The sequence below is a fragment of the Adlercreutzia sp. ZJ473 genome (assembly GCF_013185065.1).
GTDB lineage: Bacteria > Actinomycetota > Coriobacteriia > Coriobacteriales > Eggerthellaceae > CAAEEV01.
On record NZ_JAAVTO010000026.1, the window covers coordinates 14341 to 36838 of the forward strand.

Genomic DNA, 22498 nt, shown 5'->3' on the forward strand with positions numbered 1-22498 from the left:
CCCTTAAATGTGCAAGATAAACCGACTCTCGGTTTTCCGAAAAACGACATAGCCAACAACAAAGGTAACCGCAGCCATCACCAGGCACACGATATTGGTCTGCAGCGTGGGGGTCGTGCCGTACAGCATAATGTCACGAAAATACGTAACGTATTGATACATGGGGTTAAACTGCATCAACGACTGCATCCAAGGAGCCAAGATCTCAAACGGATAGAAGAGAGGCGTTGCATATGTCCACGCCGTAATGACAACACCCCACAGGTGCATGATATCCCGGAAAAACACCGCCAGAGACGACAGCAGCAAACCCAAGCCACTGCAAAACACCATCATGTACAGCAAAAGCAGGGGGAGCAGCAGGGCATTCACCGTTGGAGCAATGCGGAAAAAGAGCATGACCAGCACGACAGCAATAAGAGAAATGGCGAAATTAACCAAAGCGAACATAACGCTTTCAAGGGGGAACACCATCTTCTCTATGCGTATCTTTTTCAGAAGCGAGGCTGAATACACAATGGAGCCCATCGCTGAGGACGTGGAGTCCGACATAAGCTGAAAAAGCGTATTTCCTAAGATAAGATAGATGGGAAAGTGCTCGATCTGGAATTTGAAGACATAGGAAAAGACCGCCGAGAGGACAATCATCATGAGAAGAGGATTGAGCACACTCCATAGCACGCCCAAAACACTTCGCCTATATTTGAGCTTAAAATCCTTGCCAACTAGAGTTTTGAGAACAAACCAGTTGTGCTGGAACTCCGAAGCATGCGTCGGTGACTCACTTGAAGCCGACATGGTTACGTAGATCACCTCCACAAGTTGCAAGACAAGTGCTTATTCTATTTCATTTTGGGTCATTTTGGAAACGGGCCTTCGTCAGACAGAAAAAACACCAAACTCCCAGCCTAGCTTTGATCAAAGGAGCGAAGGTGCTCGGCAGGATAAAGCATCTCATCAGGATGTCGTATGCCCGATTATCGTTCTTTGACGGCCATCCCCCCTTGATCAGCGTTGTAAAGTGCTTTAATGGAACAACACGTTCGCATGTTCAAGAGAAAGACAGGGAGATACCAGCCGATGAGCCACCAGGGCCATGCCAACTCACGCGTTCAGTTCATGAACTGCCTGAACGTCCTCGCTTGCTTTGCCGTGATCTGCCTCCACTGCTCTCAGGTGGTTTTTCGCCCTTCGGCGAGCATCACCTGGTACTACTCCGTAGTGATGCAATCGGTTTTCATCTTCGCCGTTCCGATCTTCTTCATGCTCTCCGGGGCCAACCTCCTCGGCTACCGGAAGAGATACTCCACGAAGACGTTCTTCAAGAAGCGGCTCAAGAAAACCCTCGTCGCCCTGATCGTAGGAAGCGCCCTGGTTTACTGCATTACCTGCTTTTGCCCTGAGCTGTTCTGCCGAGTGCCGAGAAGATTCTCGCTCCTCGACTTCGTCTCGCTTTTCCTGAACAACGAAATCGAGCCCATCTACTGGTTCTTCTACGTGATCCTCGTCGTCTACTTGATGACCCCTCTTCTGAGCTTGCTGGCAGACTCGAAGAAGGTTTTGCTGTACGCGATCCTGCTGCTTGGCTTCGCCTCGTCGGTTTTGCCCTTCCTCAGCCGATACGTTCCCGCCTTCCTTTTCCTGCAGAGCCTCTTCGGGGCCCAAGCCCTTACCGGAGGAATCACGTTCTTCCTCCTCGGATACTACCTCCAGAACTACGCCCCCAGGCAGAGGCCCGCTCCCTGCGTCCTCGCATTTGCGCTCTTCACGGCCCTCATGATCGCGGCGACCATAGCGATCAACCTCGACGCCGTTCAGCAGCCGGACATCTCCTACGAGGGCTTCTTCTCCAACGCCTTCTCCTTCTTCTCGATAGGGGCATCGTCTGCCCTGTTCCTTCTCTTCAAGTCCGCGGAGCCTCGGTTCCAGCAGCTGTCCAGCGCGCATAAGAGCGTCTTGCAGCGCTTGTCCTCTGCGAGCTTGGGCGTCTACGTCATCCATCTGCTCGTAATGGACTACATAGCCTTCGTGCTACCCCATCCTTGGTCCATCTCCATGACCATAGAGCCTCCCGTCGTCTACCTCATCACGGTAGTCATCGTCATGATTGCGCAAAGCGCGTGGACAGCGGGAAAGAAGGGGCTGGCGAGAGGGAAAGCGAGCCTTTCGAGAAGTTGAAAAATTCGCCGCGCGATCTCCTGTCGGCAAAACCCTCGGTATAATACCCACCATGGACAACATCAACTCACAAGTTGCGGCAACGAATGCCGACGATGCCGCCCGCGCCGCTGCTTCTGCGGATACATCAGCCGCCCCCGCAACCGTCACCGCACCCTCAGACGGTCATCGGCCTCGCGTTGCCGTGGTCACCATGGGCGTGAAGCTCGGGGACGAGACGCGCGGGTACACGCGCTTTCGGTTCCTCTCCGAGCTGCTCGTGCGCGAGGGCTTCGACGTCGACCTCTTCACCTCGTCGTTCCAGCACTGGGAGAAGGCGCAGCGCGACACCGCGCGGGCGTGCTACCGAAACCTCCCCTACCGCGTGCGCTTCATCGAGGAGCCCGGGTACAAGAAGAACCTCGACCTCGCGCGCATCCGCAGCCATCGCATCGCGGCGAAGAACCTGCGGCGCATGCTCGGCGAGGCGCTCGCGCATGACCCGCATGCGTATCGCCTCATCTACGCCGAGATCCCGCCCAACGACGTCGCGCGCACGTGCGCTGAGGTCGCGCACGACCACGGCGTCCCCTTCGTGGCCGACATCAACGACCTGTGGCCCGAGGCCATGCGCATGGCCGTCAACGTCCCCGTCGTGAGCGACATCGCGTTTCATCCCTTCGCGCGCGACGCGAAGGCGACTTACCGACTGCTCTCCGCCGCTGTGGGAACCTCCGACGAGTACGCGGCGCGCCCCTTGGCCGACCGAGAGGCGCCCTGCCCCACCGTCACTGTGTACGTGGGCAACGACCTCGCGACGTTCGACGCAGGAGTCGCCGCGAATGCGCCGCGCATCAGCAAGCCCGCCGGCGAGTTCTGGGTCACCTACGCCGGCACGCTCGGCGCAAGTTACGACATTGCCACGCTCGTTGAGGCCGCGAGCGCGCTCAACGACAGGAAATCATCGGGGCCCACGAAGCGCGTCCGCGTGAAGATCCTCGGCGACGGCCCCGACCGCGCCTCCCTCGAGGAGCTCGCCACGCGCAGAGGCGCCCCCGTCGACTTCCTCGGCTACACGCCCTACGACCAGATGGCCGCTTACCTCAGCGCGTCCGACGTCACGGTGAACTCGCTCGTGGCCTCCGCGCCGCAGAGCATCGTCACCAAGATCGGCGACTACCTGGCCAGCGGCAAGCCCCTGATCAACACCGGATCGAGCCCCGAGTTCCGCGCCAAGGTCGCCAGCGATGGCTTCGGCGTCAACGTGCCCGCCGAGAACGTCACCGCGCTCGCAGACGCCATCTGCGAGCTGGCCGCCAACCCACGAGCGTGCGCAGACATGGGAGCGCGAGGGCGCACCATCGCCGAGCAGCAGTTCGACCAGCCCAAGGCGTACCTCAAGATCGTGGATTTGATACGCAGTTTGCTCTAGTCTGCTGCACGCAAACGCGCTTCGGAGGAAAATATCTGATTTGGGTTTCGCTTTCTACAGCCAACGTCGGCATGCGCGAGTCGCCACATGCCGACGTCGCGCGCAGCAAGCTCAACCCGCCAAGGCAACCAACGACGAAGGACCCTCATGGCTGAAGCCGTATCGCGTCACATAGCGTTCTCCCCACCTGACATCACCGAGGAGGACATCAGCGAAGTCGTCGAGGCGCTGCGCAGCGGCTGGATCACCACCGGCCCGCGCACCAAGCAGTTCGAGCGCGACCTCGTCGCGTTCACCGGCGCAGCAGGCGTGGCCACCTTCTCCTCGGCCACGGCGGCGCTCGAGTGCGCCCTGCACGCCTTGGGCATCGGCCCTGGTGACGAGGTTATCACGAGCGCCTACACCTACACGGCCTCGTGCTCGTGCATCTGCCACGTCGGTGCCACGCCTGTCCTCTGCGACACGGCGCCCGGCTCCTTCGAGATGGACTACGATCGGCTCCCGAGCCTCGTCACCGAGCGCACACGCGCGATCATCCCCGTTGACATCGCCGGCCGCATGGTCGACTACGACCGGCTGACCGCAGCCCTCGAGAGCGCCTCGAGCCGCTGGAAGCCGGCGAACGCCGCTCAGGCGCGCTTCACGCGCCCTGTCATCATCGCGGACGGCGCGCACTCGCTCGGCGCCACCTACCACGGCCGCGCGTCGGGCTCCGTCGCCGACTTCACCGCGTTCTCGTTCCACGCCGTGAAGAACCTCACCACCGCGGAGGGCGGCGCGCTCGCCTGGCGCGAGGGCGCGGCCGACTCCGACGAGTTCTACCATGAGCTCATGCTGCTCTCCCTGCACGGCCAGAGCAAGGACGCGCTGGCGAAGGACCGCGCGGGCGCCTGGGAGTACGACATCGCGTTCCCCGGCTACAAGTGCAACATGACCGACCTGCAGGCAGCGCTCGGGCTCACGCAGCTCAGGCGCTATCCCGCGCTCATGGCGCGGCGCCACGAGATCATCAGGCAGTACGAGGACGGACTCGCCGCGCTCGACGTGGAGACCCTCGCGCACGCAGGCGACGTGTCGGGTGGCAGCTTCCAGTCAAGCGGACACCTCATGCTCACGCGCCTTAAGGGCAAGGGTCTCGGCTTCCGCAACCAGCTCATCGAGCGCATGGCCGCCGCCGGCGTGGCGGCGAACGTGCACTACAAGCCGCTGCCGCTGCTCACGGCCTACAGGAACATGGGATTCGACATCGCCGACTTCCCCTGCGCCCTCGCCCAGTATGAGAACGAGGTGACCTTGCCGCTGCACACGCTGCTCGCCGACGATGACGTGGCCTTCGTGCTCGACACGTTCAAGCGCGCTTACGCGGGCTTGGAAGCCGAAGGCGTCCGCTAGATGTACCAGCGCTTTGGAAAACGCCTGTGCGACATCGTGGTCAGCGTGGTCGCGCTGCCCTTCGTGCTGCTCATCATCGCCGTGCTCGCGCCGCTCATCCACTTCGAGGACGGCGGCCCCGTGTTCTACAACGCGCCGCGCGTGGGCAAGGACGGACGCGACTTCACGATGTACAAGCTGCGCTCCATGCGCGTGAACGCGCCCGACCTGCTCATGCCCGACGGGTCGACGTACAACGGCGAGGACGACCCGCGCATGACGCGCGTGGGCGCCTTCATGCGCAAGACGAGCCTCGACGAGATGCCGCAGTTCCTCAACGTGCTGAAGGGCGACATGAGCGTAGTGGGCCCCCGCCCTGACCTGCGCCGCGAGACCGAGCTCTACCAGGGCGAGGAGCACCGCAAGCTCACCGTGAAGCCCGGCGTCACCGGCTATGCCGCCGTCTACGGCCGCAACTCGCTCCCCTGGCACAGCCGCCTCGCCCTCGACATCTACTACGTCGATCACCTGAGCTTCCCCCTCGACGTCAAGGTGTTCTTCAAGACGTTCTCCACCGTGCTGGGCCAGGAGGGCGTTTACGTGGAGGAAGGCGGCGAATAACATGGCGGACCAACCCCTCGTAAGCGTCATCGTGCCCATCTACAACGCCGAGCCGTTCCTCGAGCAGTGCCTGGAAAGCATCGAGGCGCAGACGTGTCGCAGCCTTGAGATCATCTGCCTCAACGACGGCTCAACCGACCAATCGCTCGCCATCATGAGGCGGCACGCCGCAGCCGATGATCGCATCATTGTCATCGACAAGCAGAACCAGGGGTATGGGGCGACGTGCAACCGCGGGCTCGACGTGGCGCGTGGCGCGTGGATCGCCATCGTTGAGCCTGACGATTGGATCGAGCCGGACATGTACCGCGCCATGCTCACCTTCGCAAACCGGCTGAAAAAGCCCATCGACATCGTCAAGACCCCTTATTGGCGCATCATCAACCCCGACACCAAGCAGCAGAGGAAGATAAACTGCAGCTACCGTCGGCGCGTGAAGCCCGGCGAGCAGCCCTTTGCCGTCAACATGGCGCCCCACCTGCTGCGCCACCATCCCTCGATCTGGTCGGCGATCTATCGCGCCAGCTTCCTCGAGGATCGCCACATCCGGTTTCACGAGATTCCTGGAGCAGGATGGGCCGACAACCCCTTCCTGATCGACACCTTGTGCCAGACGGATCGCATCGCCTATCTCGACGAGCCCTTCTACTGCTATCGTGAGGAGACCGAGGAGAAGTCAAGGGCCTCCGCCCTCAACAACACCATGATGCCGTTTGACCGGTGGGATGACATGATGGACGTGCTCGAGCGCTTGGGGATAGAAGACGCGACCATCCTGCAGGAGCAATACCAGCGCGCGTTCACCTACTATGGCGGCACCATAGAGCATACGGGCGAGCGCGCTGACGTCCTTGCGAGGATGGAGGCGGTCATGGGTCGCATGACCCGCCCCGAGCTCGTGCTGGGCAACCCCAACCTCTCTCCTGCGCAGAAAGAGCTCTTTGCTGACTCCCTCGGCATCGAGGCGCCCGCGCGCAGCAATGCCGTTTGGGCGAGGAAGCTCGTGGGAGAGGCGGCCTACACGTTGAGAAACGCAGGACTCGCCTATACGTTGAATATGATCAGAAAGATCTGATCTGCGATTTCCTCCGCAAACCATACCAAACCTGTCCATCAGCTAGGAGAAGAGCCCTTCCATGCACAGCGACCCAAGCGCCCTCGTCACCGTCATCGTGCCCATCTACAACGTCGAGAAGTACCTCGAGCAGTGCCTTTCGAGCATCGCCTCGCAAACGCATGAGTCGCTGGAAGTTCTCTGCATCAACGACGGCAGCACCGACTCGTCGCGAGACATCGCCGAGCGGTTCGCGAGCAACGACAAGCGATTCGTCGTCATCAGCAAGCGCAACGAGGGCTATGGCGCCAGCTGCAACCTCGGCATCGAGAAGGCCCGCGGAAAGTGGATCTCCATCATCGAGCCCGATGACTGGATCAGTCCCACCATGTACGAGGACATGCTCAACTTGGCTGGTCGATTCGAGGAAGAAGTCGACGTGGTGAAGACGCCTTGGATCGAGGTCCGCTTCTGGGACAACCCGGAAACCCAGGCGGAGCGGCCTTGCACCCTGTACAAGCGGATGAAGACGTCGATTGAGCCCTTTGTGATCAAGGACAACCCCATCCTCCTAGAAGCGCATCCCTCGATATGGTCGGCGCTCTATCGCAAGAAGTTCCTTGACGAGAAGAACATCAGGTTCATCCCCTACCCCGGCGCAGGATGGGCTGACAACCCCTTCCTCATCGAATCGCTTTGCCAGGCAAGCAGCATCCTCTATCTCGACACGCTGTATTACCACTATCGGACTGACCTTCCCGGGTCGACTCTCAACCATCAGAGCGACGAGGCCATCGCAAGGCCGTTCGACCGGTGGATTGACATGATGCGCATGCTTGACGAGTTGGGCGTTGACGATCGGGGCGTGCTCGAGGCCCACCACGTCAGGGGATTCGACTACGTCGCCGGAGCCATCTGCGACGACGGCTGGGACAACCCCCTCGTCCGATCGAAGACGCGCGAGGTCTTCGAGATGATGGACGAGTCGATCGTCGTGGAGTGCCCGAGGATCAACGCGCGCAAGAAACGCCTCTTCTTCGAGGTAACGGAAAGGCCCGCGCCCCGTCTCTTCCGCTTGACGAGAGCCAAGTTCCTCGCAAGCGAGACGCTCCACCTGATCAAGATCTACGGCATCAAGCTGATCACCGAGCACGCCTCCTTCCACCTTCCCTCAGAGGCGTAGGCCAACGAGAGGGCTGTGACAGAGGCCGCGTCCGCAAAACCACGTACAGGCAGGCGAAAGCGCTGTCGTAGACGCAAAATCGGGGTTGCAGCAGAAGCTGCAACCCCGATTCCCCTACCTAATGCCGCTTCGCTTGCGTTCGAAGCATCACCTCAGATGCGGGTTAGTTCCCTCCCGTGTCGATGACTTCCTTGGACTCAAGGTCAACCGCCCCATCGCTGGTTGACGTCTTGTCCACGACCGTCGCGGGATCCCCGCCGCTGTCAACTACGGACATGAGCTCAGCCCACTCCTGGGGGGCATAGGTCGTCAACCACAATCCGGTGTCTGCGTCCATGTCCCCCTCCGTGGGGCCCGTGCACGAGTAGACCGTCACCTCGTCTGCCTTGGCAAGGTCGAGAGCCCACGAGACGAGGTCGCCCATGGGGATGTCGGTCTGGATCATGGACGAGAGCGTCTCAATCTGCCCGGGAATCTGGTCAAGCGGAGCAGAGAGAATCTGCTTCATCATGGCTATCATCATGGCGCGGATGTTAGCCTGGCGAATGACGTCTCCACCGGCAACATCAGGCGTATTGTAGCCTGTCCTCATGCGCGCGAGCGCAACAGCCTGCTCGCCGTTGATGACCTGCTCGCCTTTCTCGACATGAACCGAGGGCCGGTCGTTCGTGTAGACTTGGTAGTCGATCGTGTAGGGCACGTTGACGTGCAACCCGCCCAAGCTGTCGACAACGCCTTGGAGCTGATCGAACTCAACCTCCACATAATGGGCGATGGGCACGCCCGTCAGCTTCGAGACCGCCTCGATGCAGGCTATCTCTCCCTGCTCGGCGAATACCTGGTTCAGCTTCACCGTTCGCCCGTCGATCTGGTACTCCGTATCGCGGGGGACGGACACCATCGTCACCTGGGGCTTGTTCAAGTCGACGCGCGTCAATATCATCGCGTCGCTTCTCGCTCCGTATCCTTCCCAGTTGTCGGAACCTATCACCAGGACGTAGAACGGCTCTTGGTAGTCCGCCTCAGTCAGAACCGACGAGAGCGCGCCCAGGTCGCCGTCATATGAGAGCTTACCCGAGAGGTTGAGGAAGTACGCTCCTGCGGCGATCCCCACCCCCAGCAGCACTACCAGAAACGCGCCCAAGACGCCCAGCAGTATCTTCTTGCCCTTCTTCTTTTTGGCGGGCATCTGAATGTCTCCCTCCGCGCCCCCGCCGTAGGGCGAAGGATAGGCCGCCCGGGAAACCTGCCCATACTGGCCGTGTTGACCCGGCATCTGGCGTGGGGTGGCATAGCCGCGGTTAGCCGAAGCAGAACGCTGACCGACCGCAGGCCGTCCCGCGGGACGCTGGTATGAGGCAGCCGGCGAGCCGCCTCGCACGGGCTGCCTCGCGCCCTGCCCAGCCGAAGCCGAGGTGCGAGGGCTGCGCGGCGCAACGCCCGGTGCAGGCTGATGCGACCCAGCGCCTTCCTGGCGCCTCGCGTGAGCGTATCGCGGGTTGTTGTTTCCGTGCTGAGCAGTCACGAACAGCTCCTCCTTCTCTCTGCATGGCTCGAATGAATCTACCATCTGGCACGATCATCTCTCCCATGCCTGCAAAACGAGTAGACCCTTCTGTTTACTTCTGCGGAGTCAGCACCGTTTTCGTGTTGATCGGAGCCTCAGGCGAGTCGGAGAACCCCTCGTCCTGGACGTTGACCGTAGACGGATCGCCGCCCAGGTCAACCACTTGCATCAGCTTCTCCCAGCGGTCAGGGTAGTACGTGGTGAGCCAGAGGCCGCTCTCCGCGTCAGTGTCGCCGTTCACAGGGCCGGTCGTCCCGTATACGGTGACCTCATCCGCCTGCGACAGCTGCGTGATCATCCCGAGAGCATCCTCCTTGGCGATGTTCGTCTCCACGAAAGGCAGGAGCGCCTCGGCGGTCCCCGCAGGATCCTCTGCAGACAGCACGAGGTCGAGCATGGTCGTCAGCATCTGGCGGTCAACAGCCTGGCGAATCACATCTCCCAGAAATCCGTACTGGGGGTAGCCCGTCCGGGCTCGAGAAATGGCCATGACGCGCCACGGGTCGAGGGTCTGCACACCCGCCGTGTACTCCTCATCAGGGAAGTCCTTGGTGTAGAAGCTGTACGAGAAGTCGTAGGGAACGTCAACCTCAATGCCGTTGAAATAGCCGACGATGCTCTGAAGCCCGTCGAAGCCAACGGTAACGTAGTCAGTCACCGGCACCCCTGCGATGGTGGAGACCGCCTTGCATGCAGCCTCAGCGCCGCCGCGCTCATACGCCATGTTGACCTTGATCTTGCTGCCGTCTTCCCATGTATAAGCCGTGTCGCGGGGAATGGTCACCAGCGTCACCAAGCTGTTGGCGAGGTCAACGCGGGCCAGCATCAAAAGGTCGGAGCGGCCTGGCGAGTATTTCTCCCACTCGTCATCGCCTATCACGGCAATGTAGCGCACGTCGTTCGTCTGAGCATGGTCCGAAACAGCCAGATCCGTGCCGCTCCTCTCCTCAGAAGACCCACTCGAACTGCTCTGACAGCCCGACAGAAGAACCAAGCTCGCCAAAGCGAGGCAAGCGAGCAGAGCACCCGCCACACGCAACGTGACACCTTTGCCCTTTAAGCCAACGACACCCACCGCAAAACACTCCTTCACATGCTATCCAAATGCAATAACGCGCTCATGTGGAATAATGAGCCATCAGACAGTCTACCAGATTCGAGCGCAAGCGAATCACCTTGAAGGAGCATGGCTATGCAACACCCAAAACTATCGTTTGTCGTTCCGGTGTACAACATCGACCGCTACCTCGACGAATGCCTGGGATCGCTCTGCGGGCAAACCTATTCGAACCTGGAGATCATATGCGTAGACGACGGCTCTTCTGACAACTCCCTTGACGTGCTGCGAACGTGGGAGCAGCGCGATGACCGGGTGAAGGTCTTCTCCCAGGCAAACAAGGGGGTGTCGCGCGCTCGAAACGAGGGCATGAGGCGGGCTACCGGCGAGTACATCGGCTTCGTCGACGGAGACGACTACCTCGACCTCGACGCCGCGGAGAAGATCATGGAGAAGATCCTCGCCCACGAGGCGGACATCGTCGTGTACGGAGGGAGGGCCTTCCCGGAAACACAGTGGGTGACCGAGGTGTTCGGTCCGCGCGACGTCGTGAGAGAAGGCGATGGCCGCCTCATGATCTTCGAGGAGCGCGGCTGCATACCCTCCGCCTCGAACAAGGTGTATCGCCGCAGCCTCTTGGAGCAAAACAGCTTGGAGTTCAACGAGAGCCTCATCTTGGGTGAAGACACCTCGCTGCAGTTCCTCATCTTCCCCTTGGCCCAGCGAGTCGTCTTCATGTCGAACCGCTTCTACCACTACCGCTTCAATCGCGAGGGGTCGGCTGTCACCGAGGAGTTCAAGAACAAGCTCCCCCAGCTCCTCAAGCACATAGGCGTCTTCAGCTACATCTCAAGCGAGTGGGATCAACGCGGCTATCTGGCAGATTGCAAGCCGCAGTTCCTCTCCTGCCTGTCCTTCATCTTCAACGACTTCTTCGGCATGACGCCGGCGGAGCAGATCGAGTTCTCGAAGGAGTTCGAGCGCGCCTTCCTCGCCTTCTTCTCAAGACAAGATCTTCTCGGCGACATGCCTCGGGGCGTTCGTTACCGATACGAGCTGTTCTTGGCCCTCGCCCAGAAAGCAAGTACTCATGACAGCATCTGGACGGACATGACGGCGTTTCGAGCCAAGGACGCGTGCCTCAACATAGGACGAAAGTTGCTTCGCAGAGGCTAAGACTACCTGCTCACGCCTATCTTGCGCTTAACCTTCTGCACGTCTCGGTAGAGGCGCACGCGACGAGGCGACCAGCAATCCCTCAACCTCACGAACCCGCACGGGTTCTTCATGAGAAGGCAGAGGTCGCTCCACTGCTCAGAGGTGTAGTGGAAAGGATCGAGGATGCCCTCCTCATCATGACGCAAGAAGTCGGCGGCCATCTTCTTCGCGTACTCCTCGTGATAGGCAGGATCGATGCGGTTGTAGTTCCAGAAGCAGCATCCGCCGAATTTCCTCGCGGCCATAACGGGGAGAAGGGGGGCAAAGCGATTCAGGTCGCCCTTCAAGAAGCGCTCCAGGTAATCATACTCAGCCGACACGCTGTAGATCTTGTCCTTCTGGTTGATGGACGACGACTCGTTGTCCTGGCGATAGAACACGAAGGAATCGCTCATGAGATACGCCGTCTGAGCGCATGCCCAAAGCATGAAGGAGAAGGAGGTGTCTTGGTATGCCGCACCTGGAGTTTCCTGCAGCTTCAGTCCATTGTCCGCAATGACAGACCGTCGCACCAAGGTAGCCCAGAGGGCAGACGGAAGATGGAAGCACTCGACGTGCTCGCGGGGATCGAGGACGAATCCGCAGAGCGCCTGATCGTTGAAGTGAATCTCTTCCGTTTTGTCGCAGGGGGTCGACCAGTAGTACTTCACGTCAGCCCGCACGATGTCGACGTCGTTCGCCTCGGCATGCCCGACCATGCTCTCGAGCATGGTGGCGTCGCAGAAGTCATCCGACTCGAGCACACCCACGTAATCGCCCGTCGCGGCGGCAAAGCCAACGTTGAGCGAATGCCCGTACCCCGCGTTCGGCTTCGTAATCACCTTGAAGCGAGAATCGCGTTTCTCGTATTCGCGAAGAATGGACAGAGAGCCGTCGGTCGACCCGTCGTCAACGCATATCACCTCAAAGTCCTGAAGCGTCTGATGAAGCAGGCTGTCAAGGCACTGCCTCAGGTATCTCTCTACGTTGTAAACGGGAACTATGATAGAGGCTCTCAAGTCAACTCCACAATCTCGCTTTTCCATTACCCGCGCGTGAACCGGTACGTCGGCACAGCGCTTTCCAGCACGCGGATGGCTTCCTCGTCCGTGGACGCGATGACGGCCCTCAGCTCCTCGAGCTTGGCAGCCACCTCGTCGTAGCTGATCTCCTGGCCGACCGATACCATGATGGACGAGCTGCCCGTGGGAAGCGTGTCCTCCTCGTCCATCAGCAGCTCCTCGTACATCTTCTCGCCGTCGCGCAGGCCCGTGAACTCGATCTCGATGTCCTCGCCGAGCTTCAGGCCCGACAGGCGGATCAGGTTGCGCGCCAAGTCGAGGATCTTCACCGGCTCGCCCATGTCGAGGATGAAGATCTCGCCGCCGCGCGCCATGCCGCCCGCCTGGATGACCAGGCGCGTCGCCTCGGGGATGGTCATGAAGTACCGCTCGATGTCAGGGTGCGTCACCGTTACGGGGCCGCCCTGCGCGATCTGCCGCTTGAACAGGGGAATCACGCTGCCGTTCGAGCCGAGCACGTTGCCGAAGCGCACTGCCGTGAACACCGTCTTCGACGTGCGCGCATAGTACTGCATGATCATCTCGCCCATGCGCTTGGTGGCGCCCATGACGCTCGTGGGGTTCACCGCCTTGTCGGTCGAGATGAAGATGAAGCGCGCCACCCCGTGCGCGTCAGCCGCGCGCACCACGTTCAGCGTGCCGAACACGTTGTTGCTGATCGCCTCGCGCGGGCACGCCTCCATGAGCGGCACGTGCTTGTGCGCTGCCGCGTGGAACACCGCCGACGGCGCGTAGCGGGCGAACACCTCCTCGACGCGCGCCTCGTCGCACACGCTGCCGATCTCGACCTCCACGTCGAGCTCGGGGTGCTCGGCGAGCAGCTCGTTGCGCAGCATGTACGCGTCGTTCTCGTAAATGTCGAACACCACGATGCGCGCAGGGCCGACCTTCGCCAGCTGGCGGCAGAGCTCGCTTCCGATGGAGCCGCCGCCGCCCGTCACCAGCATCGTGTTGCCCGTGACGTACGTTGCCGCCGTGCGCGTGTCGAGCACGATCTCGTCACGCCCGAGGAGGTCCGTCACGTCGACGTCGCGAAACGCCACCACGCCCAGGTCCTCGACGTCGATGTCGCGGATGTTGGGGAGCGTGCGCAGCGTGCACTCGGTGGACGTGCAGATGGAGTAGATCTTCTTGCGCTCGGCAGCCGTGGCGGAGGGGATGGCCACCACGATCTGGCTCACGTCATACCGCCTTACCAGCTCGGGGATGTCGTCGGTCGACCCGACGACCTTGACGCCGTGGATGCGCTTGTTCTTCTTCAGCGGGTCGTCGTCGGTGGCGGCCACCGGCACGCCCGGCATGTTCGGATCCTTCGAGAGCATGCGGCCGATGGTCAGCGCGCCCGTCTCGCCCGCGCCCACGATGAGCGTGCGCGGGCTCTCCCCTGACGCGGGCCGCAGCTGGCGCTTCTTGCTCTTGACGATGCGCCACAGCATGCGCACGCCGCCGACGAAGAGCACCAGCAAGATGCCCGAGCTCACGAACACCCTGATGGGAAGACGCACGTCCGCGAGCCACAGGAACACCGCGCCCAAGAGCGTGGACACGAACATCGACAGCACGATCTGGAGGAGCTCGTCGATGCCGGCGTACTCCCAGAGGTTGTTGTACAGGCGAAAGCCCGCTAAGACGCCCACGTTGATCAGCGCGAGGATGCCCAGGATGAAGAATATCTCCGTGTTGACGAACACCTCGCCGTACACGTTCGTCAGAAGGGATGCGAGCCAATAGGCGACATAAGTGGAAGCCACGTCAGCAAAGAGAAGAACGCCCATCCTTCCCGCCGTGCGAATGTCCATAGAGCTCCTCACTCGTTACATTATGAGAACCTTGTAATTGTACTCGCAACTTACCCCACGGCACGGCAAACGCGGAATCCCCCACAATAAAAAAGCGGGCTGGAGGCCCTTCAAAGACCTCCAGCCCGCTCGCGATGCGTCGGAGAAGATCGGCGCCTACCTCAGGGCAACGCCGCCGTCAACGCAGCGGTCCTCCGTCTGGGCAGGAGCCGAAGAGCCCCCGTTGGAAGAGCCGCCAGAGGAGGAGCCGGTGTTGCTCGGCTGGGCAGCGGCGGCCGCCTCCGCTTCAGCTTGGGCCTGCGCAGCTGCCGCAGCCTCGGCCTCCGCCTCAGCTTGGGCCTGCGCCATGGCAGCCTCGGCCGCAGCCTTGCGGTCGATGGCATCCTGCTGGGTGGACCCGGAAGCACCGTCCTTGCCCACGTAGGTGACGTAGGCCACGTCGCCTTCGGACTTAAGCTCCATCTCCGCCAAGTTGGCGAGATCAATTTGCTCGAACAGGCACGTCGTGCCGTCTTCGAAGCCCACGAGGATGTCGTAGAGGGTCTCCTCCCCCTCTTCCTCGGGAGCGTAGAACAGATCAACGGTATCCTCGGCCTTGAACACGTCGCCTTCCGCCATCAGGCCGGCGGGGAAGCTCTCCTCGCCCGTTTTCTTGACGAAGAGGGACGTTACGTCGTTCGCCAGGCCGTTCGTCACCTCGATCTTGTACGCCGCGTCAGACTCCTTGCCGATGACCTGACGCTCCGGGGCAGCCGCCTGCTGAGAGGAGGCAGCCTCCTGAGGCTCCTGCTGGGGCTCCTGCGAAGAGCATCCCCACAGAGCGCCCATTCCCAGCGACAAGGTCAACACGACGGCAAAGCACTTTCTTCTCATTCTTGATCTCCTTCGATACTCAGCTGCGACAGCTCGACTACGGCGTCGCCAGAATCAACTATGAGCCTTACCACCTTATTTTCCGTCGGCAAGGCCGACTTGTCCAGATACGCTCGGTAACCGAAGTCGTTGACCGACTCGTCCTGCACGATGCTCATGCGAGAAGCCTCGTACCACACTCCCTCTTGAGCCTCCCCCGTCACCACCAGGTACACCTTCGACCCGAACGCGGCATAGCGAGGATCGAGTTCCCCCTCCACCTGAAGATAGGGCCCGTTCTCCTTCGCCGCTATCGTCGCGTCCGACGGAATCGACCGCACAGGCTTCGACACCGCGCGAACGGGAGCAGGAAAGATGGCAGGGTCGGTTGCGAAGAAGTCGATGTGCCGCTCTGCCCTCTCCACCACAACGCAGCTTGCGCCCTGCTCCTTCAAGTCGGCCAGGTTGTAGGGGATCATCTTGGAGAAGCACGCGCGCTCGAACTCCGTCGCGAAGAACGGAAGCAGCGCGTTGCCGAACGAGTCGCGGTACATGAGCAACGCGCCCTCAGACGAGGGGACGTCCGACTTCGTGCAGATGAAGGCATCCGTCGCCGCGTCGGCGTCGTTCGCGTACGAGAAGCGCTGCGACGCCTCGTATACTTCGAAGTCCTCGGGCTCAGGGCAGAGGGGAAGCAGCATGCGCTCGAGGTCGCCGACGAACTCGCCGTCGATGAAGGAAGCGGCGTTCCGGTAGTCCTCATGGTCCTTGCCGAGCGCGTCCATGATGCTGTCATACGCGATCAGGGCGCCCTCCCCGTTCCAGTGCGTATCCGTCCTCATGAACAAGGAGGCGCCGTCGTGCGAAAGAGGCTCGAACAAGTCCACGTACGAGACGCCCCGCTCCACGAGCTTCGCGCGGAGCACGTCGGCGCTTCGCATGCCCTCGCCCTCGAGGAGGTAATACGGCATGTGCTCCGCGGCAACTGAGTTCTTGTTAGGGGCGATGGTGAAGACGAACTCCGCCCCGCAGCCCTCCACGTACTCCTGCATGAGCGCGAGGTTGTAGGCGGCGTTGTCGGCCATGCACTCGCCCATGACGTCGCTCCGCTGGTAGTCGGCAAGCGTGCTCCCGTAGTAAAGCCAGCCGTCCGTTCCGACCACCACCTGATCGGTGGGCGACGTCCCGAAAAGCTTGGACTGCACGAGCGCGTTTGCCGTCATGAGCTGCTGGCGGAAGGCGAAGTGGTCGTCGAAGCAGGCGCCCGCCTCGGACAGGTAGTCCACGTTGAGCTTCCCGTCCTCCACGAGCTTCGGCCAGGGACTCAGCTCCTGCAGCTCCGCCTCTTCGTCAACGGGGGCAAAGGGGATGGCGACGAGCGGGACGAGCAGGACCGCGAGCACCAGCACGACAAACCCGAGCTGAAGCACCCGCCGCCTCGAGCCTTCGCCGCCTTTTCCCTGGAACAGTTCACTCATGGGACCCACCTAGAACCTGAAGTAGATGAACGGGTTGTACGATCCGCTCGAGAGATCCATCAAGCAGAGCGCGAGGAGCAGAAAGCCCAGCACGTAGGAAAGGCCGTGGGCGACGAGCGAAGCCGTGCCTCCCCTGCGGTCAAGCGCCCCCTCGATGCGCGCCTTGACCGGCGTCGCGGCGACGGCGGCAACCGCCATCGCCACGAGGAACTTCGGCGTGAACTGCTGGCAGGCGAGGAGCATCGAGGACGGGTCGAACGACCAGCCTGTGAACATCTGCGCGATGATGCCGGCTCCTTGAGCCAGGCTGTCAGCCCTGAACAGGACGAACGCGAGGCAAACCACCAGCAGCGTGTACAGGTGCCCCACGCAGCGCGGCAGCCTCTTGAGGGGGACCATGTTCTCCAGCATGAGAAACGCCCCATGGATAAGCCCCCATATGACGAAGGTCCAGTTCGCCCCATGCCAGAGCCCGCAGAGGAAGAAGACCGTGAGCTTGTTCACGTTGGTGCGAGCGCGCCCCTTGCGGTTGCCTCCGAGCGGGATGTAGAGGTACTCCTTGAACCATGTGGAGAGGGAGATGTGCCATCTTCGCCAGAACTCCTGGACGGTGCAGGAAACATAGGGGTAGTTGAAGTTCTCCTTGAAGCGAAAGCCGAACATGCGCCCGAGGCCGATCGCCATGTCGCTGTACCCCGAGAAGTCGAAGTAGATCTGGACCATGTACGCGAGCGCAGCCGTCCAAGCCGCGATGACGTTGAGCTCCTGCGGCGAGGCGGCGAACAGCGCGTCAACCGCGATCGCGACGTTGTTTGCGATGAGGACCTTCTTGGCAAGGCCGAAGCAGAAGCGCCTGAGGCCCTGCGCGACGTCGTCGACGCTCGCCCGCCTATCGCCGATCTGGGCCTCCACGTCGTGGTACTTGACGATGGGCCCCGCGATGAGCTGGGGAAAGAGGGAGATGTACAACAGCACGTGCAGGAAGTTCCTCTGGGCGACAACCTCCCGGCGATAGACGTCGATGACGTACGACAGCGCCTGGAAGGTGAAGAAGGAGATGCCCACGGGAAGGGCGAGCTGCGGCGAGGGCAGCGCGACGGGCAGCACGGCGTTGACGGTCGCGACGAGCATGTCCGCGTACTTGAAGAGGACGAGCATTGCCAAGTTCGCCACCACGGCGCACGCTACGACAGCTTTCCTCCCCCTCTCGACGTGGCCGAGGACGACGCCTGCAGCGTAGTTCATGAGCGAGCTCGCGATCATGAGCAGGACGTAGACGGGCTCGCCGTACGCATAGAAGATCAGGCTTGCGATGACAAGCAGAACGTTCTTCGCGCGCATGCTCGGCACGACAAGGTGCAGCAAAAACGTCACCGGAAGAAAAACGCAGAGAAAGCTCAGCGAGCTGAAGACCATCTTTTTCCCAACTCTTAAACAGCTTCGTCGCCCTCCTTCTCCGGAGAGGGCGACGAAGCGTCAGATCAGAAACATCAGCGTGAAGGCATCCCTATTTGTAGTACCACGTGGGCGCCTGGTCGTAGGTGACCCAGAACCAATTGCGATCCGGGATCGCAGACTGCATGTCGGGATCGCACACATACGTCGTTCCCCCGGACCGGATCTCAACCCAGCCATGAGGGGCGCGCCCGCCGCTCAAGGAAGGAACATAGCCCGACACGACATTCGCATCGTAGCCAAGTCCCCGGGCCAGCCAGCAGAACAAGGCCGCATAGCGATAGCAGTTGCCTCCTCCATGGTTGTACATCTCAATGGCGAACGGAACAGACCAGTTGCCCGTAGGATATTTGGAACCTGAGAAATACGGGTAACCGGCCACGTAGTTGAACGCGTTGCGCAACGCGCCGTACCCACGCCCGGTGCGGTCAAGAACGCTGTCGATGATCCCGTCAAGCGTCGCATTGCCGCTCACGATGGGGTAATCCCGGTAAGCGCCCGAGGTGGGACCCGGCGCCGCCGACCCCTTGGGAACGACCTTGACCTGATACGCCTCAACCCCAAGACTAAGAGTCGTCGTGCCAGCGTTCCCGCCGTTCTTCGCCCAGCCCATCCAGCCGATGTTCGAGACGTGAACACGATAGTAGATGTCGAAGTTCGCCGCCATCGACCCCGTCAAGCGCATGCTGATCGCCTCGATCTTCTTGCCCGAGGTTCCAGCGACTTTTCCACCTGAAACAAAGCCCTGCCAGCCTATGTTTGAGGAATGGACGCGGTATTGAACATCACCAGGGAACGAGAACTCGCCCAGCGTGGCGGAAAGTTGCTCAATGGGAGTGCTCTTGCCCGTCGTGCCCGCTACCGCCCCGTCCGTGACAGCAGCAGTCCAGTTCAACCCTGCAGGTTTCGCATTGTAGCTATAGGAGACCGTGTAGTAATGTCCCTCTGTCGGACCAGGAGCCGCCTCCCCCTTCTTCTTGAGCACGATCTGCAGCGCCTCGAGACGCAGAGAGCACGACGTCGTTCCAGCAGGCTCGCCGTTTTTCGCCCAGCCCATCCAGCCAACATTCTGAGCATGGACGCGATAGTACACGTCAAAATCCGAAGCTCGAGCTCCCTCGAGCTTCACCTCGAGAGCCTCCACGCGCAGGGACCGACCCGTCGTACCCGCCTGCTCGCCGTTTTTCTTCCAACCCTGCCAGCCTATGTTCTGCACATGCGCGCGATAAGCCACGTCAAGGCCCTCCACATTGGACACGTTGATGTTGAGCGCCTCGAGACGCAGGCTCCTTCCCGACGTGCCAGAGGTTCTGCTGTCCGACGTATAGCCCTGCCAGCCAACATTCTGGACATGGCTGCGATAATTGATCGATCCGTCACCCGTCGAGCGCGTGAACGCGAGGCCGCTGCCCGACGGCGCAGGCGCGCCCTTCTCGACAATCTTGATCTGGATGGCCTCGAGGCGCAGGGACTTGCCCTCGCTGCCAGCGGGCGCACCGTTCTTGGCCCAGTTCATCCACCCGATGTTTTGGCAGTGGACGCGGTAGTACACGTCGTACTGGCCAGCCGCGGAGCCAGTGAGCTTGATCTTGATCGCCTCAAGGCGCAGAGAGCGGCCCGTAGTTCCGCTCAGCGCCCCATCAGACACAAAGCCCTGCCAACCGACGTTCTGCACGTGAGTACTGTACGAAATGCCCAGTCCCTCAACACCTGAGGCCTTGATGTTAATGCCCTCAAGACGGAGGGAGCGTCCGGAAGTGCCGCTCGTCGCGCCATCGGACACGTAGCCCTGCCAGCCGACGTTCTGCACATGGGTGCGGTAGCTCACGTGAGGCACAGTCGAAGGGGCGACCTTTTCAGGCGCAGGAGCAGGCTTAGAAGCTGCGCGAGCGCTGGAATCACTGTTCGCAGCAGGATCCTTGGTCGTCTTAGGGCTTTCAGGTGCCTTGCTGTTAGATTCTTTGCTGTCAGAGCTCTTGCCATCTGTTGCTTTCGAGCCCGCTGAAGTCGCTTTGGAGCCAAGGTCCTTCTGAGTAGAAGAGGACGTGCTTGCCGAAGGAGCAGCTTCCTTTTGGGAAGCACTCGACTTCGCAAGGGCGTCATCCGCCTTCGCTGAAGACGAGGATGACGCAGACGCGTTTTTGCTGTTTGAAGTCGAGTTTGAACCTTCCTCAGCAAACGCATAATAGGGCATCGAAAAAAGAGACAGCGACAACGCCAGAGCACATGACAGAACTAGAGTTGCTTTACGTTTCATGATCATCTCCTCATCGAAAAACTCTTATATTCTACTGCCCTCAAAGAAGAAATCAAGCCACCGCAAGACCACTGCGGGCGGGATAAGCTCAAAAATGTGCGCAAAAGGTCAAAGACGTTTCGAATCCATCCCGTAATGGTAATATTCATATGTTTAGCTTAGACACCGTTTGGGAGAGCACGTGCAAAAAAGGAACACTAAACACGCTTTGGGCTCATTCAAGGTAAATGAGTCGCCCAATCTGCCCACGACAAGCAACGCAGCTGCTTTTACCAACGCTGGCGCAAGCAGCAACGACAGCGCTCAGTATTCCCGCAAGAACCCCGGATATTCGCGCGCCGCCCGACGGCGCACCGGACGAGGCAAGAAGATCGCGCTCTGCATCCTCGCTGCCGTGTTGGTCGTCGCAATCGGCGGGGCTTCCGCCTTCGCCATCTACCTGGACTCGGTGAACACGAAGCTCAAACATGGCACGAAGACCTCCGATGAGATCATCGCCATCGACGACGTCCTACGTCCTACGAGCAGCTTCGACGAGCCGTTCTATATGATGCTCATCGGATCCGACATGCGCGAGAACAGCGACGAGATGGGCGCACGCTCCGACACCAACATCCTCGTGCGCGTTGACCCTTCGAATGACCAGGTCACCATGGTGTCCATCCCGCGCGACACGAAAATCGAGCTTGCCGGATACGGCACGAGCAAGTTCAACGCCATCTACAACTTCGAGGGGGCGGCGGGCGTCATATCAGAGGCCAAGAAGCTGCTTGGCGTTGACATATCGTATTACGCCGAGGTGAACTTCGGCAAGCTGGTGGATCTCGTCGACGCCGTCGGCGGCGTAGACGTCGAAGTCGAGGAGCTTATCGACGACCCTGACGCCGACCGTCCGGAATCGGGACGGCATATCGTCTTGCAGGAGGGTTTCCAACACCTCAACGGTGAGGAGGCGCTCGTGTTCGCTCGCTGCCGCGCGTACGTCGACGGCGACTTCACACGCACGGCAAACCAGCGCAAGCTCATCGAAGCCATCGTGGACAAGGTGCTCTCCGCACCCATCACGAGCCTGCCCGGCATCATCGAGAAGACATCCGACTGCGTCACCACCAACTTGTCTGTCACGGACATCATCGCGCTCGCCCAGCAGTTCAAGAGCGACGGCGGACTCACGATCTACTCGAGCATGGCCCCGTCGCAAACTCAAATGATCGACGAGATCTCGTACGTCATCAACGACGCCGAAGCCACCAAAGAGATGATGGCCGCTGTGGAGGCTGGCGAAGACCCCAACACGGTGGTTTCTTCCGGCGCACTCGCCCTCGAGGAGGACAGCAGCACCGACTCGGCTGTCAACGCTGCAAGCGACGAATAAGGCACGCGAGATCATTGTCGTAGGCGCACGGCAAGCACACGGCGTACAAATAGCCAACGACGCCCCATCAAGCCATCTCGGGGCTTTTGGCGAATCTGCTCGCAGATCCACCTTCATCATTTTCCCTCTACAAAGAAAAAAGCCTCGGAAGGCCAGAGAGGAGAGTCTGAGGGGCTCCTCAAAAAGACACCAACCCCTCTTGAGTTTAATCACGAAGGGGTCCGAAGGTCTCTCGGGGCAGAAGGGAGCACCCTCGCAGGAACCCTCGACGCCTCCCCTCCGAAGGCAGAGAGGGCCCGCAGGCCCCGTAAACGCAAGGAGGGCCCCGCAGCCAAAAAGAAAGGGGGCCCGCAGGCCCCTTGAGGGAGACGGAAGAGAGCTCGACGCCTCCCCGCCCGCAAACGAAAGAAGGAGCCGCAGCCCCTCCAAAAGAGAAGGGGCCCGAAGGCCCCCAGACGTCAAGAAAGCACCCCTCATGAGCGGAACTCCCTGGCCTCCCGCAGCCTGGCGCTGCAGTACTCTCGGCGACGCGGGGCTTAACTTCCGAGTTCGGAATGGGAT

The 22498-nt window shown here is 60.9% G+C and carries 17 protein-coding genes; 8 read left to right on the forward strand and 9 right to left on the reverse strand.

Annotated features, from left to right (window positions below; genetic code table 11):
* Positions 1-3: 3 nt before the first annotated feature.
* The gene (locus HRL41_RS06480) at positions 4-819 is read right to left on the reverse strand and encodes an ABC transporter permease (RefSeq protein ID WP_371808809.1); all 816 of its coding nucleotides are present in this window, start codon (positions 817-819) and stop codon (positions 4-6) included.
* Between the two features lie 228 nt (positions 820-1047).
* On the opposite strand from HRL41_RS06480, the gene HRL41_RS06485 reads away from it, so the two are divergent.
* The 6 genes from HRL41_RS06485 to HRL41_RS06510 all read left to right on the forward strand — a co-directional run bounded on the left by HRL41_RS06485 (position 1048) and on the right by HRL41_RS06510 (position 7818).
* The gene (locus HRL41_RS06485) at positions 1048-2178 is read left to right on the forward strand and encodes an acyltransferase (RefSeq protein WP_172136056.1); all 1131 of its coding nucleotides are present in this window, start codon (positions 1048-1050) and stop codon (positions 2176-2178) included.
* 52 nt (positions 2179-2230) lie between these two features.
* Positions 2231-3589 (forward strand): glycosyltransferase family 4 protein, encoded by a 1359-nt coding sequence (locus HRL41_RS06490; RefSeq protein ID WP_253904745.1) that lies wholly within the window; start codon positions 2231-2233, stop codon positions 3587-3589.
* Positions 3590-3736: 147 nt separating this feature from the next.
* The gene (locus HRL41_RS06495; RefSeq protein WP_172136057.1) at positions 3737-4981 is read left to right on the forward strand and encodes a DegT/DnrJ/EryC1/StrS aminotransferase family protein; all 1245 of its coding nucleotides are present in this window, start codon (positions 3737-3739) and stop codon (positions 4979-4981) included.
* Complete coding sequence (locus HRL41_RS06500; RefSeq protein WP_172136058.1) at positions 4982-5581, forward strand: sugar transferase; 600 nt, start codon at positions 4982-4984, stop codon at positions 5579-5581.
* A gap of 1 nt (position 5582) precedes the next feature.
* Positions 5583-6656 carry a glycosyltransferase gene (locus tag HRL41_RS06505; protein ID WP_172136059.1) on the forward strand — a complete coding sequence of 358 codons (1074 nt, stop codon included), beginning with the start codon at positions 5583-5585 and terminating at the stop codon, positions 6654-6656.
* 61 nt (positions 6657-6717) lie between these two features.
* Positions 6718-7818, forward strand: a complete 1101-nt coding sequence (locus HRL41_RS06510; protein WP_172136060.1) for a glycosyltransferase — start codon at positions 6718-6720, stop codon at positions 7816-7818.
* A 163-nt stretch (positions 7819-7981) separates the two neighbouring features.
* Here HRL41_RS06510 and HRL41_RS06515 read toward each other — a convergent pair whose 3' ends face one another.
* Together HRL41_RS06515 and HRL41_RS06520 are read right to left on the reverse strand one after the other, a co-directional pair.
* Positions 7982-9007 (reverse strand): LCP family protein, encoded by a 1026-nt coding sequence (locus HRL41_RS06515; protein WP_172136061.1) that lies wholly within the window; start codon positions 9005-9007, stop codon positions 7982-7984.
* A gap of 430 nt (positions 9008-9437) precedes the next feature.
* Positions 9438-10280 carry an LCP family protein gene (locus tag HRL41_RS06520; protein WP_172136062.1) on the reverse strand — a complete coding sequence of 281 codons (843 nt, stop codon included), beginning with the start codon at positions 10278-10280 and terminating at the stop codon, positions 9438-9440.
* Between the two features lie 297 nt (positions 10281-10577).
* Between HRL41_RS06520 and HRL41_RS06525 the strand changes: the two genes are divergently transcribed.
* On the forward strand, positions 10578-11618 hold the full coding sequence (locus HRL41_RS06525) for a glycosyltransferase family 2 protein (protein ID WP_172136063.1): 1041 nt from the start codon (positions 10578-10580) through the stop codon (positions 11616-11618).
* 2 nt (positions 11619-11620) lie between these two features.
* Here HRL41_RS06525 and HRL41_RS06530 read toward each other — a convergent pair whose 3' ends face one another.
* The 6 genes from HRL41_RS06530 to HRL41_RS06555 form a co-directional block, all read right to left on the reverse strand.
* The gene (locus HRL41_RS06530; RefSeq protein WP_172136064.1) at positions 11621-12685 is read right to left on the reverse strand and encodes a glycosyltransferase family 2 protein; all 1065 of its coding nucleotides are present in this window, start codon (positions 12683-12685) and stop codon (positions 11621-11623) included.
* Positions 12685-14520 carry a nucleoside-diphosphate sugar epimerase/dehydratase gene (locus HRL41_RS06535; protein WP_172136065.1) on the reverse strand — a complete coding sequence of 612 codons (1836 nt, stop codon included), beginning with the start codon at positions 14518-14520 and terminating at the stop codon, positions 12685-12687. Before HRL41_RS06535 ends, HRL41_RS06530 begins: the two co-directional genes overlap by 1 nt.
* A 156-nt stretch (positions 14521-14676) precedes the next feature.
* Complete coding sequence (locus HRL41_RS06540) at positions 14677-15393, reverse strand: hypothetical protein (RefSeq protein WP_172136066.1); 717 nt, start codon at positions 15391-15393, stop codon at positions 14677-14679.
* Positions 15390-16850 carry a hypothetical protein gene (locus HRL41_RS06545; RefSeq protein ID WP_172136067.1) on the reverse strand — a complete coding sequence of 487 codons (1461 nt, stop codon included), beginning with the start codon at positions 16848-16850 and terminating at the stop codon, positions 15390-15392. The genes HRL41_RS06540 and HRL41_RS06545 overlap by 4 nt, the downstream gene beginning before the upstream one ends.
* Before the next feature lie 9 nt (positions 16851-16859).
* Positions 16860-18191, reverse strand: a complete 1332-nt coding sequence (locus HRL41_RS06550) for an MBOAT family protein (protein WP_216662555.1) — start codon at positions 18189-18191, stop codon at positions 16860-16862.
* Between the two features lie 166 nt (positions 18192-18357).
* Positions 18358-20562 (reverse strand): transglutaminase domain-containing protein, encoded by a 2205-nt coding sequence (locus HRL41_RS06555; protein ID WP_172136069.1) that lies wholly within the window; start codon positions 20560-20562, stop codon positions 18358-18360.
* Positions 20563-20770: 208 nt separating this feature from the next.
* On the opposite strand from HRL41_RS06555, the gene HRL41_RS06560 reads away from it, so the two are divergent.
* Complete coding sequence (locus HRL41_RS06560; protein WP_253904746.1) at positions 20771-21937, forward strand: LCP family protein; 1167 nt, start codon at positions 20771-20773, stop codon at positions 21935-21937.
* The last annotated feature ends 561 nt before the right edge of the window (positions 21938-22498 follow it).